At 44.9% G+C, this 14,584-nt stretch carries 4 protein-coding genes; all 4 read right to left on the bottom strand.

Going from position 1 to position 14,584, the window contains the following annotated elements:
- Positions 1 to 289: 289 nt before the first annotated feature.
- Complete coding sequence (locus tag JGK11_RS10005; protein ID WP_293211437.1) at positions 290 to 5,455, bottom strand: DUF4347 domain-containing protein; 5,166 nt, start codon at positions 5,453 to 5,455, stop codon at positions 290 to 292.
- A 467-nt stretch (positions 5,456 to 5,922) separates the two neighbouring features.
- Positions 5,923 to 6,996 (bottom strand): hypothetical protein, encoded by a 1,074-nt coding sequence (locus JGK11_RS10000; RefSeq protein ID WP_293211435.1) that lies wholly within the window; start codon positions 6,994 to 6,996, stop codon positions 5,923 to 5,925.
- A 154-nt stretch (positions 6,997 to 7,150) separates the two neighbouring features.
- Positions 7,151 to 10,789: a calcium-binding protein gene (locus JGK11_RS09995; RefSeq protein WP_293211433.1), complete on the bottom strand. Its 3,639-nt coding sequence runs from the start codon at positions 10,787 to 10,789 to the stop codon at positions 7,151 to 7,153.
- Positions 10,790 to 10,797: 8 nt separating this feature from the next.
- Entirely contained in the window at positions 10,798 to 14,328 is a 3,531-nt protein-coding gene (locus JGK11_RS09990) for a DUF4347 domain-containing protein (RefSeq protein WP_293211432.1), read from the bottom strand.
- Positions 14,329 to 14,584: the final 256 nt, after the last annotated feature.

Genomic DNA, 14,584 nt, shown 5'->3' with positions numbered 1-14,584 from the left:
CTGATATTTTAAGCGTGGTAATTGATACATAAATTAGGCAAGTAAGGTGATGTGCGATCGCAAAAATTGGAAACCTAGATTAGGGGTGATTGCCCGGACATGATATAGCCTTTATCAAAGAGATGAGGTATGACTGACAGCTTCTATAACCCTTAAACTAAGAGGGCCCAAGCCCAACTACGTACCTCACCTTTCGGAGAAAGGCTATATAATTTGGCGATTTCTCCGCAGACAACCCGGTTTTTTAGATAAACCGGGTCATCCAGGGCGATCGCACATTAAAGACTAACTACAGCAAAGTGAAATCCGCAGCATTAATCTGAGTGGAAGACACTCCAATTAAAGAAGCAAAAACTTGTCCGGTGGCGGCAAAACCAATCTGAGTTATCCCATTACTTTGAGTAATTGCCAATTGCGAGAAAGTCATGCCATTACCGAGAATCAGCAAATCTTTACCATCCTCAAAGTCGGCAATGGTATCGATGCCGGAATCATTATAGAGTAAAAAGCGATCGATTCCCAGGCCTCCAATCAAACTATCATTGCCCAAATCACCCGATAAAACATCATCCCCTTCACAGCCAATCAAAGTATCATCATCTTCACCCCCATAAATGCGATCGTTTCCTGCGCCTCCATCTATCAAATCATTATTGCGATCGCCCCTCAAATAATCATCACCTTGACCGCCGCACAAGGTATCGTCGCCTAAATGTCCTAAAAGGGTATCATTGCCTTCACTACCCATGATTAAATCGTTATCTTTGCCGCCAAATAAAGAATCATTACCTTTACCGCCATCAATCCAGTCATCACTCTGATTGCCGTTAATAAAATCATCATCTTCTCGCCCATTAATAGAATCACTACCGCGATTACCAAAAATGGTATCTTCTCCTTCACCTCCTAAGATAATATCGTTGTTCTTTCCTCCAGATAGTAAATCATTTCCGAGGTTGCCAACAATAAAATCATTTCCTTCATTGCCGTTAACCGAGTCATTGTCATTGCCACAAAAAAGATTGTCATTGCCTTCAGAAGCATCGAAAAGATTGGGATTTTCACTGCCGTAGAAATCATCATTTTGCAGGGTGCCAAACTGATTTATGTTGCTGCTGTTGCCGTACAGAGTATCATCAACTTGATTGGGTTGGTTGAGTTCTGGAGGCACAATTGTACGGCAAATACAATCGGTGTCTGGGGTTTGAGGTGCGTCAGTTGGGGCGGGGGGAGGAATTACGATCGCAGGTGTTGGCGTTGGCGTTACTTCTGGGGCAGGTGTTGGAGTTGGACTTGGAGTTGGTGTCGGCGTTGGAGTTGGAGTCCTAGTCCGAGTTATTATTGGGGTTGGTGTTGTGTCGTTATCAGCGATCGCCACTGTCACACCGGAAATTGCTATTTGACTATACTTGGTATCAACACTCGTGGCTGTATGACCGATCGCCCCTGCGTGCGGCCCTTCAACAACCGCATCGTCTGTAGCCGTTACTGTAACTGGTTTTGCCACATTCCAGTTACTAGCGTCAAAAGTGATCGGGGCGATCGCATTTATTTGAGTACCATTCGCGAAACTAACCGTCACCGGTGCCATCGGCTGCGCCGTAAGTTTGACGCTGTACGTCCCTGTAGCACCTCCTTCCGTCGCAGTGGTACTCGTCGGTGAAATAGTCACGCCGGCGGTATCGTTGTCAGCAATCGTGGCAGTCACAGAAGAAATCGTCAGGTCATTATACTTAGTGTCGCCGCTGACAGACTTGTGAGCAATAGTGCCGCTGTGGGTTCCTTCGGCGATGCTGTCATCGATCGCGCTAACAGTCACATTTTGAGCAACATTCCAATTATCAAGCGTAAAAGTAACAGGTGCGATCGCACTAATTTGACTGCCTGCGTCGAAGTTAATCGTAACTGGTGCAGTAGGTGCAGCAGTGAGAACCAGGCTGTAAGTGTCTGTGGCACCGCCTTCGCCGATTTGGGTACTCCCGGCTGATTGAACAATAGAAACACCAGGGCGATCGTTATCAGCGATCGATGCAGTAACATTGGGAATTATCAAGTCGTTGTAATTAGCATCGTTACTGGTACTTGTGTGAGTAATAGTGCCGCTGTGCGTCCCTTCCGAGAGATTGTCATCGATCGCGCTAACAGTCACATTTTGAGCAACATTCCAATTATTAGGTGTAAAAGTCACAGGTGCGATCGCATTTATTTGACTGCCCGGATTAAAGTTAATCGTAACTGGGGCAACAGGTTCAGAAGTGAGAACCAGACTGTAAGTATCTGTGGCACCGCCTTCGCCGATTTCCGTACTGCCGGCTGACTCGATAATAGAAACACCAGCGCGATCGTTATCGCCGATCGGTATAGTAATATCGGCAATTGTCAAGCTGTTATAATTGGCATCGGCACTGCTAATAGCGTAAGTAATAGTGCCAGCGAGTACCCCTTGCACTATATTGTCATCGATCGCACTAACAGATATCTTTTGAGGAACATTCCAATTATTGCGATCGAAAGTAATCGCCGCAACCGGATTAATGCGATCGCCCGCAGTTAAACTAATAGTAACCGGTGCAGTAGGTTGCGATGTTAGCCTAACTGCATAGCTTCCTGCTACGCCGCCTTCTGTAATACTTGTATTCCCATCCAGAGGTATGACGTTGATACCTGCTTTGTCATCATTTGCGATCGTAGTTGTAGCAGTTGCAGCAGTAATCGTAGGTGTTATACCCGGTGCAACAGGATTCGACAGCGCAACCGCAATAGTTTCATCCGATTCTACTACTGCGTCACCTAACACATCAACAGTAATGGTTTTGGATGTTTCACCCGCTGCAAAGTCGATCGTGCCAGTAGCAGCAGTTGCCCCGGAATTGCCACCGATATTATTGTAGTCGCTGCCGTTAGTAGCAGTTCCGGCGATCGTATAATTGACGCTACTAGCCCCGCCAATATCGCCGCTGCGAGTCGCGGTGAAAATTAGAGGTTTTGTGCCAGTATTGCCTTCGGGAATGCTAGGAATCTCAGTCGCAATGGCATAAGAGATTTTACCGTTTGCAGCAATAGTTAGCGTAGTGCGATCGATCGCACCTGCAAGGCTACCTGTAATTGTACCAAAGCTAAAAATTGCGGTTTCGGCATTTTCAGCTATGTTGTCGGGTTTGATAGTAACTCCAACATTCTGGGTGAGATTAGTAGTATTCGCGGGGAAAGTAACAGTTGTAGGGGCAAAGGTGTAATCTGAATTTTGGGTAGCCGTGCTACTGGGATTGATGACAATTGGTACAGTTACCGTATTGTTGGGAGAACTGCTAATAGTAACGGGAATATTGACTATTATGTCTGTTGTTGATTCAGTACCGCTATAAGTTGCTGCCCCGAAATTCACCTTAGGAGTTGTGTTGAGCAAAATCGAGGTGTTTTGACCGCCAAAGTTTGCCGTAGCTAAATCGGGTAAGCCGTCTTTGTTAAAATCGCCTACAACAATACCTTGGGGATTGATTCCCACACCAAAATTAATAACAGTGCCAAAAGTGCCGTTACCACTCCCTAACAGCAGGGAAACATCCTCCGATCCATTATTTGCTGTGGCTATATCGAGTTTTCCATCGACATTAAAATCGCCAGCAGCAATAGCAAGAGGGTCTGTTGCGACACTAAAATTGGTAGCTGCACCAAAGCTTCCCGTGCCATTACCTAATATAATTGATACATTACTTGAGCCTTCATTGCTAGTTGCTAAGTCAGGATTATTGTCCCCGTTAAAGTCTCCTAAAGCGACATAATTAGGTCTATTGCCAACGGGAAAGTTAGTGGCTACGCCGAAAGTTTCATTAGCATTTTGCAACAGGATAGATACGTTGTTAGAACCAGAGTTCGCTGTCGCAAAGTCTGACTTACCATCCTTGTTAAAGTCGCCAACAAGCACAAAATAAGGAGTTGAACCTACACTTAAATTAGTAGCTGCGTTAAAACTGCCATTACCGTTTCCCAGCACGATAGAGATATTATTAGAGCTTCGATTGGCTGTAACTAAGTCAGGATTGCCATCAGAATTAAAGTCTCCCGCAGCTACGGTATAAGGACTTGACCCCACACCAAAATAGGTAGCATTACCAAAAGTACCATTGCCATTCCCTAACAGGAGAGAAACGTTGTTAGTATAATAATTGGCCGTAACTAGGTCAGAATTGCCGTCCTTGTTAAAGTCGGCTACAGCAACATACCAGGTAGCTAGATCGCTTGGTGGGTTGGTGTTAAAATTAGTGGCAGTACCAAAGTTGCCAGTGCCATCTCCCAGTGCGATCGAGACGTTGCGATTAGATCCAGTGGTGGCAAATGCTAGGTCAAGGTTGCCATCTTTGTTAAAATCTCCAGTGGCAACTTTGCGGAGACTGTAGGTTATCGGAAAGTTAGTTGAGTTACCAAAAGTATTTAAAACATATTCGTAACTTGCTAATATCTCTGGTGCAAATACTAGAGGTGTGTTAATTTCCCCGATTCTTGCTTCGAGTTTCCAGTCGCCGCCTTTTGCCGCGCTTCCCGTGAGGTTTTTGGAAGCCGCAACATTGGCATTTGTGAGTTGGGCGATTCGTTTGAGGAAGGTGAAACCGTCTATATCTAAATCTACATCTAAATCTCTCGCTTGTTCCCCGGTACCGCCGGGGAATGAATTCCCCGTCTCATAGCGAAAGTCATCTAAAGATGACTGAATATTCGTCTTGTTTTCAGTCGGTTTCAACCGACTTTCGCTTTGAGACAGGGGTTTTAACCCCGGTTGGACTTGCGGATAAGCGCGAGGTGTTAAAGAGCTATTTTCAGTCAGTTTTAACTGAGATTTTGTACCAATGTCAATTGGGGCTTTTTCATGGGGGAGGGCGGGTTTATTTAACCTGTCTGTTGTCTTTAAGACTGTTGGTAAATTCGCCCGTACAGGATTATAGATCGTGCTGCAAGCTGTCAGTTTCAACTGAGATATTGCAGCATTCTCAACAATCGAGAGAGAAACCGGGTTTCTGACATTGGTGAATGAGTTATTTCCAGTCGGTTTCAACCGACTTTCGCTTTGAGACGGGGGTTTGAACCCCCGGCGGACTTTCGGGCAAGGGTAGGAGTTTGATGCAACATTACAACCATAAATTAAAATATCCGCACTGCCTGTAAAAGCATTCCGCCACTGCTGCAATTGCTGGGAATATGTTTCTAAATTATCTAAGGAAAATCTGGTTTTACCGAATTGCAGACTTCCGGGACTGCCGTGGGAGATAATGTGGATGCTGTCAATATTCGCCCGATCGGCTAAGATTTGGGTGATTTGGTCGATCGCATCCTCGTGCCCATCTAACACTACTACTTCCGTACCCGGTGTTACCCCAGCCACTAAACTGTGATAATTTGGTACGCTTGTGTCGATAAAGGCGATCGACTTTACTGAAACTGGAAAATTTAAATTTGGCATTATACACCTATTTGGAAATTAAAAATAAGACAACAATTCATCTATTTCGCTAAGTTTTCTCACAAAATTTAATTTTGATTGCTAAAGACACAGCATCTGTGTAAAAACTTGCAGTTGGAATATCTGTTGTAGTAACAATAGCAGCTTTCTTCGAGGAGTTCTGTAAACTTTTCTTTAAAAATAGCCGATTAATTAAAATTTTGATAAAGACAATATTCAGGAAATGAATCCGAAATCACTGTACCACAAAGATTTGCGAATCAGACGAAACTATCATATTAATTAAGGTACGTAGTTGGGCTTCAGCCCTCTTTAAACGTATAGATAAAGAGGGCTAAAGCCCAACTACGTACCTAATTTTTATGATGAGAATAAAACTGCCCTGCTTCTTAACGAGGATCTCCAATCATCAGGAGTGTTAAACGAACCGTATTGATTTATAGATAACCTCAATAAAATCAATGCCCTCATGTCATGGAACGCAATTTGGCTATACTTAGAATCATGACTGCTAATCCTACGGCGGCGATCGCGTAATAAACATTAATATGAGCGACTAAGCCGTCATCATTGTCAATCGTAGTTGTGGCGATCGCAGTGGTAATATAAGAGCTAAAAGGTGCCACAGGATTTGACAGTGCAACCGCGATCGTTTCATTAGGTTCAAACTGTGTATCGCCCACCACATACAGAGTCAGGCTTTTGGATATTTCACCCGCTGCAAAGTCGATCGTACCTGCGATCTCTGTTGCGCGATCAGTTGCCCCAATATTATTGTAATTGCTGCTGTTGGTCGCACTACCGCCGATCGCATAATCTACGGAACTTGCCCAGGATGTAGCGCCTTTGCGAGTGATGGTAAAAGTAACAGGAGTAGTGCCAGCATTGCCTTCTGCAATTGCCACAGCCTTAGGAGTAATAGAATAGTCGATCGGATCGAGAAGAATAGTTACCTTCCTCACTCCCGAACCCAAGCGATCCGATCGCCCGCTAATCACCCTGTTAAAGCTAGCATAGATGCTGGAGTTGACCGATCCCGTCGTATCAGCTTGACTGGCAGTAGCATACAAGTACGGCGAGTTCAAGCTATTTTGCAGTCCTTTGTGGTTGTTCCATGCCAGATGTTTGTTACTAATTTCTAACTCGATACGGGAACCTTTACTTACCAACTTAGGAACATTTCCCTGGATAATTTGAGCGCCAGGAGGTGCATTGTAGTCGTTACCAAAAACAGCCATATTCCCATTTGCAATCTGCATCTCAGCATCGTTGCTTTGAGTCCCGCCATCCCCTCCATAGCCGTCATTCGATGCCGAATCACCAATATTTACCGTCCATCCTGATGGTGTTGTACCGTAGTCAACAATAAATTTAACTGTGGTGAAACCTTTAAAGTCTATCTTTACTAACGTTTCTAACCAACTGTCGCCGTTGGCATCAATCGGAGGTTGGACAAGAGTAATAAACTGGTTCTGCGTACCTGCGATCGCGCCTGTTCTTAAGTCAATTTCGTAAGGCATTGTCAGGTTTGATTTTACCATGATAGACCATATCGGAGTGGCAAAGATCGAAAAAGTAGGTTTAATAGTATCGATAACTATAACAGAATACGGTTCAGTTAAGGTTTGTTTGTCATTGCGCCGCGGGAGAGCAATCGTTTTTCCCAGTGGACTGTCTTAACTGAACCGTATTGAACTATAACAAAGTGAAATCCGTCGCATTAATCGCAGTGGCAGACACTCCTATTAAAGAAGCAAAAACTTGTCCGGTGGCGGCAAAACTAATCTGAGTTATCCCATTACTTTCAGTAATTGCCAATTGCGAGAAAGTCACTCCATTACCGAGAATCAGCAAATCTTTGCCATCTTCAAAGTCGGCAATAGTATCGATGCCAGAATCAATAGAGAGTAAAAAGCGATCGCTCCCGAGGCCTCCCAGTAAGGTATCATCTCCCAAATCGCCGCTGAGGTAATCGTTGCCTTCACCTCCTACCAAGATATCATTACCTTGACCGCCGTAGAGAGTATCTTCACCCTTTTCACCCATCAGGATATCTTCGCCTCGATTACCAGAAATAAAGTCATTACCAGCGCCTCCTGTCAAGGTATCAAAACCCTTACCGCCGTAGAGGGTATCGTCGCCGATTCCGCCATCAGTTAAGTCGTTGCCTTGATTGCCATTTATCCAATCGTTGCCATCAAGGCCAAATAGGAAATCATTTCCATTTTTGCCACGCAATAAATCATCAGCAGCGCTACCGACTAGAGTATCATCACCATCAGTGCTTTCGGTAAAGTTTTGACCATCTTTGACTAATTCAATACCGCTATCGGGGAAGGGTTCTTCGGGATTTGAAGGTGCGCTGGAATCATCTGTTACAGTATTGCGAACAGTAGGATTGTTAACTGTTGCTGACTGAATTTGGGTATTTAGAGATGCGCCCGTGTTTTCTGCGATCGCCTGCTGAATCGTTTTACTACCTGCTGCTACTTGCTGCAAGTCTTTGGTGACTTCACGTTGTTCCACCAGTTGTACGCGCGCTATTTCGGTGGCTGCATCTGAAGGCGAGGAGTTGCTGGAGGCGATCGCACCAATCCGCTGATTGCCCTCTGCAATAATTTTCGCAGCATCCGAGGCAATGGCAGATACTTGCGGTACTTGCAGTTGAGTCGCTGCCGACTGAATAATGGTTTGTAATTGTCCGGAATTGGTTAAATCTACAGGGCCGGATTTAATTCGATCGGCAAGGGTGGAAATAATGCGATCGGCAATTTCATTTTTAGCAGTAGTTGAAGCACCGCTAATTAAATTAGTTACCAAGACAATGGTATTTTGTACCTGAGCGTGGGCGGCATAAACAGCTAACCCATTCGGATTGTTTTGAGTAATTGCCTCTAGCGGATCGTAGCTAGTCAAGTCAATTCCTGACGACAGTCCTAGTCCCGATTTTACTTTAGTCTGTGCCTCAGTTACGCTAATCCCTTGCTCGACCAACTCAGCCATCAAAGTAGTTAGTGGAGTAACAACAGTAGCATCGGGCGTGGCAAACAATGGTGTTTGCTGCGGCAAATCAGTAGAGGTATTAATGCCGTCGGTAATGACAATTCTGCCTTCATCCGGTTCGAGGTTGCCACTGTTGTTTTTGTCGAATCTGTCAAGAGAGACATCTAAGTCAAAGCTGCCATCGGCGTTAGTAATTGAGAACGGTTCGCTGTCATCTTTGATTCCATTAAAGTTTCCATCGAAGAAGACTGTCGCCCCGGCCATGTAGCCGTTAATTGCTTTGCCTCTAGTGCTATAACTCGGCCCCAAACTAAAGCTAGCTAACTCAAATGTGGCAAAGTTCTTATCGTAGACTGTTTTGTAATCAGCTCCGCAAGGAATAGGTATGGTGATTTCAGGGATAATAGTTTTGCGGCCCCACGGCGTCCAAACTTTTACTGCTGGAATGGTTTTCTTACAGAATTTTACTGAAATTACCTTAGCTTGAGCAGCCAAGAAAGCATTAACTTGTCCTGTTACATCAAACAGTGCCGATGGTTGGCTGATACGGGAAGTGATTTCTGATACTCGGATTTTGCCGTCACCGCCTTGTTTGGGCTGGAATTCTCCAATATCTATCAGATCGATGCCGACTTTTCCTTGAATTCCACCTCTGACAGAACCCTCGGCAATTAGCGCATCTATCTTAGCACCCACGGCAATACTAGCGTCAAGACTGAGTTCGTCAACATCTGCCCCTGTACCGTCAGCATTTTCGCGATCGCTCACATAAAATCCATCCAAAACTTGGTCAGCAGAACCCGCAGCAAAATTCGAGTTTTTCCACTGACTTAATCCGTAGGTATCGTACCCAAAGCCTAGATGAGCTGAAGCACTAAACTTACCTGCGAGTAAACCCTTAAGCGGCCCCCAGATCGGAAAATCTTTCTCAATATTAAAGTCAAATTCCAGTTTGGGTATCTGATAGCTTAAAACCGGAACATCCGGTTTACCTATCAGCAATTGAATCGCGGTTTCTGGTTTGGTCAAGAGTGGGATATCAAAGCCATCAATATCTTGTAAAGCATTTAACAATTCCTTGACTTTGCCGCTTGTCTTGGAGTTAATTTGTTGGTTTGCGCTTTGCTGTACAGCAGTTGTTGGGACTGAAAAAGCAGTCTGAAGACGATCACTTTGATCGGCAACATCTATATTCCCCAGAGTATAGGAGCCTAAGTCGATTTTGTCGGGAGAATTTGCTATTTGGGTTGCCAAATTAACAACCTTATCAACCTTAGCAACCGCATCTAAAAAGCGAGTATCGATATCGCGACCAGATATTTTTGCTGCCAGTTCTAATACACTGACTTTGCCATCGCCATTTTTATCAAATGACCCGGCTAGACCTAGTTTAGACAGTAACTTAGTGTCGGCATTCAAAAAGTTAATAACTGGTCGAAATGGTTTAATGACATCAGAAATTTTACCGATAATTGGTTTGGCAAAATTATTGACAAATGTCCCCAAATCTAGTTGCATATTGTTAAATGCAACTGTGGGCTTTTGCGGTCCAGTTAATTTACCATTAGCGTAATTTAGGAGCGGCCAATCAACTGCTAAGTCGAAGTTATAGGAGGGGAATGCAGCATTGCCGTTGATGCTGGTTTTTCCGGTGAGACCGAGATTAGCATTACTCGTTAAGTTGGCATTGAATAAGTCTTTGAACTGATAGTTGCCTTGCAGTTCTGGCAAGGTGAGGCGAGAACCATCATTGGGCAATCCCAGATTGTCTAAGTCATTCAGCTTGACTTCGAGGTTGGCATCGACTTTAGTAGGGTTTTTGGTATCGTTTGCCAGGTCAACTTGGAAAAAACCTAAGTTCCCTTTAGCCTTGAATTCATCATTTAGAGCCAAGTCGATATTGGCGGTTAACTTGGTTTTGTCAGTGTCTATGTAACAGCCGAAATCTTTACTAACACCAACTCCTAGGGACAAGTTGTAGTTGTATTTTGATTTGGCTTTTCCATCAACGTTTAAACCTAGAACTGGCACTCCTAAATCTTTGGAGAGATTGATATCAGGAAATTGGTATTTCTTGCCAAGTGTAATTAGCAGTGTGCTTTCATCAGCAGTTGAATTTCCATCTACTTTGACATCAAAATCCGGCCCTAAAGTATTGCGGATGCTACTTTCTAATTGACTCAGACTTTGATTAGCGCCATTTTTAATCGTATCGACTAGCTTGGTCTTGAAGTTGCTAATAAAATCTGGAGAAATGTTCTTGAGGGGGCCGACAATGGGTAGGTTAACTGCCTGTAATTGGTTGTCAAGAATTTTCTCAAGTTTATCCAATCCAGCTTCTATACCGCACCAATTCTTTGCATCGATGCCACCAGCAATCGTCTCATTACCTCCAATCCTTGTCGGTGGATCGACTGGCTTGGGTATGACTGGATCGACTGGCTTGGGTATGACTGGATCGACTGGCTTGGGTATGACTGGATCGACTCGACTGGCTTGGGTATGACTGGATCGACTGGCTTGGGTATGACTGGATCGACTGGCTTGGGTATGACTGGATCGACTGGCTTGGGTATGACTGGATCGTTATCGGCGATCGCCACCGCGACATTTGGAATCCCGACAATCCCGTTATACTTAGCATCAGCACTCGCAGCCGTATGAGAAATAGTCCCTGTATGATTGCCTTCAACAACCGCATCGTCCGTAGCCGTTACTGTGACAGGTTTCGCCACATTCCAGTTAGTAGAGTCAAAAGTAACAGATGCGATCGCACTTATTTGATCCCCTGTACCGAAACTAATCGTCACAGGCGCCGTGGGCTGGGATTTTAACTGAACGCTGTACGTCCCTGTAGCACCACCTTCAGTAGCAGTTGTACTCGTCGGTGAAATAATCACACTTGCGGTATCGTTGTCAGAAATCGTGGCAGTTACAGGAGAAATTGTCAGGTTGTTATACTTGGTATCCGTGCTGACAGACTTGTGAGTAATCGTGCCGCTGTGAGTTCCTTCGGCGATGTTGTCATCGATCGCACTAACGGTCACATTTTGAGCAACATTCCAAGTAGTGGGCGTAAAAGTGATAGGTGCGATCGCGCTAATTTGACTGCCCGTGTCAAAATTAATCGTCACAGGTGCGGTAGGTATGGTAGTCAGAACCACGCCGTAGGTAGCCGTTGCACCGCCTTCAGCAATATTTGTACTACCGGCAGATTGGACAATGGAAACACCCGGACTATCGTTATCTGTAATCGATGCGGTTACATTCGGAATCGCTTTGGCGTTATAACTAACATCGGTACTGGTAGCTGTGTGAGCGATCGTCCCTGTGTGCGTTCCTTGTGCTACAGTATCGTCGATCGCAGTAGCAGTGACAGTCTTCTCAACATTCCAGTTAGTGCTGTCAAAGGTAATTTGGGCGATCGGGCTAATTGCATTGCCAGTATTAAAGCTAATGTTAACTGGTGCAGAAGGTTCCGAAGTTAGCTTGACTTTGTAACTGCCCGTTGCGCCGCCTTCTGTCGCAGTGATGTTCGTAGGTGCAACGCTGAAGCCGGCAGTGTCATCATTTGCGATCGTCATGGTAGCAGTTGCCGTCGCAATTGTCGGCGCGCCACCCGGTGAAACAGGATTCGATAGAGTAACCGTAACTGTTTCATCTGGTTCAACCAATCCGTCACCCAACACATCCAAACTAATAGTTTTGGATGTTTCGCCCGCTGCAAAAGTAATTTTGCCAGTAGCAGTCGTTGCGCCAGAAGTGCCGCCGATATTGTTGTAGTCGCTGCCGTTAGTCGCTGTTCCGGCGATCGTATAATCTACTGTACTAAAAAGTTCCGTGCTGCCATTGCGAGCGATCGTAAATGTTGCCGGAGTTTTCCCAGAATTGCCTTCGATAACGCTAGGAGTATTGGCAGCAATAGTATAAGAACTATTCCGATCCAAGATAAAGACTTTTGCTTGACTCGTACCGGCAACACCACCTGTAACTTTGCCAAGATTGAGAATAATTTGTTCGTTACTGTCAACGATATTGTCAGCTTTGATAGTGACTGCAACATTCTGGGTGAGAGTAGTAGTGTTGGCAGGAAAAGTCAGCGATGTAGTTGAAAGAGTGTAATCAGCACCTAGAGTAGCTGTGCTACTGGGGTCGATGACAATTGGTACAACTACATCGCCGAAAGAACTGCTATTGGTGATAGTAACTGGGATATCAATTACTGTGTCGGTAGCGCCTTCATTGACATTGTAAGTACCACCTACTTTGGCACCGACAAAACTTACCTTACTGGGTGTATTGAGCAGCACCGAAACAGTGTTGTCTGAAAAGTTAGTTGCAGCAATATCCAGCGCGCCATCTCCATCAATATCCTTCACCACAACGGAAGTGGGATAAGAATTCGCAGAACCCACCGGAAAGTCGATCGGAGTGCTAAATTCACCATTACCTTTTCCAATCAGAACTGACACGCCTTTAGCACCTCCTGTGAAGGCCAAGTCCGGCTTCCCGTCACCGTCTATATCTCCGGCAGCCACGAATCCAGAAGCCACTAAATTGGGAGCAGTAGTAAAAGTTCCGGGGTTTTTTTGTAATAAAATTGAGGTATTATTAGGGGTATTATTATTCACAGCCAAGTCGTCTGTATTGTCCGCGTCAAACTTCCCTACTACGATCGAATACGGCCCTGTTCCCACTGGAATAGTTGGGCCATTAGTAAAGACTCCACTATTGTTTGCCAACAGAATTGAAACTGTGTTAGCGGTGCGACTTGTCACAGCTAAATCGTCTTGTTTCCCGTCACCATCAAAGTCACCCACGGCGATAGAAGTGGGCTGTATTCCTACCAAAGAATTGACTGGTGCACTAAAAGTCCCGTCAAGATTCTGCAATAGAATTGAGACAGCGCTATTAGTATTGGGGACACCCGTGGCGCGAGTAGTCGCTACAGCTAAGTCTGTCAAGCCATCGCCGTTAAAATCCGTAGCAGCAATGTAATTAGCCCGACTTGTTGGGTTCAAAGATATATTAGTGCTTGAAGCTAAGCCACCCAAAAATAGCGTGAGAGAACCGTTGCCGTTATCGACAACTAAGCCGTCTCTGTTACTTCCGAAAAATCTGCCGATCGCGAGGGCATTTCCTCCCTGAGTCAAGTTAGTAGCTGGATTGAAGCCTCCTGTGGCATTTCCTAGCAGAATAGAAGTGCCAGAAGTGCCACCTCCGGCAGCGTTGCTATTGGCAACAGCTAAATCTTTTATTCCATCGCCGTTAAAGTCTCCAACATCAACTAAGACGGGATTTGAACCCACAGGAAAGTTGGTAGCTGGCTTGAAACTATTCAAAACGTGTTCGTAACCTGCTAATACTTCAAGTGCAAATACCAGCGGTGTTGCTATTTTTCCGGTGCTTGTTTCTAGTTCCCAGTCTCCACCTTTTGTCGCGCTTCCCGTGAGGTTTTGGGAAGCTGCAACCGACGCCCCGGTTAACTCACTCAAGCGTTTGACAAATGCTAAACCTGTCTCACCTGCTGCTACTTCGCACCCGTACAGCAGGATATTAGGTGGATTTTTGCTGAGTCGCGAAAACCACTGCTGTAGAGAATGCCGATCGCACTCTAGATCGTCTAAACTCAAGCTACCATCACCCACCTGTAAGCTACCTGGAGCACCGTGAGAAACGATGTGAATGCTGTCAATATTGGTACGAAGGGCTAAGATTTGAGTAATTTGTGCGATCGCATCCTCGTTCCCATCTAACACCACAACTTCCGTACCCGGTGTTACCCCAGCCACCAAACTTTGATAATCTTGTACTCTTGTGTCGATAAAGGCGATCGCCCTTACAGAAACTGGAAAATTTAAATTTGACATAATACACCTATTTGGGGTTAAAAAAAGACAACAATTCCCCTGTTTCGTAACTTGCGTGCGAAACTGTCTATCAATTTTGATTTACACAGACACGGGATTTCTGCGTAAAAATTCGGTTATTTCTCATCTGTTGTAGCTACCATAACAGTTTTTTTATCCGAGCTATATAAAGTTTTCTTTAAAAAGATCTGGTTAATTAAACTACCGATAAAGAGCGACAAAATACTTAAGTACAATTACTGCGATGAATGCGAGC

The sequence above is a fragment of the Microcoleus sp. PH2017_34_RAT_O_A genome (assembly GCF_020737885.1).
In the GTDB taxonomy this organism is placed as follows: Bacteria; Cyanobacteriota; Cyanobacteriia; order Cyanobacteriales; family Microcoleaceae; genus Microcoleus.
Note: the sequence above shows the minus strand (reverse complement) of the source record. Positions and strands in the feature narration are given on the sequence as shown.

Bases quoted from the DNA above. Each gene is read 5' to 3' on its own strand.
- JGK11_RS09990 (WP_293211432.1), bottom strand. From the start codon at position 14,328: ATGTCAAATTTAAATTTTCCAGTTTCTGTAAGGGCGATCGCCTTTATC.
- JGK11_RS10005 (WP_293211437.1), bottom strand. From the start codon at position 5,455: ATGCCAAATTTAAATTTTCCAGTTTCAGTAAAGTCGATCGCCTTTATC.
- JGK11_RS10000 (WP_293211435.1), bottom strand. From the start codon at position 6,996: ATGGTAAAATCAAACCTGACAATGCCTTACGAAATTGACTTAAGAACA.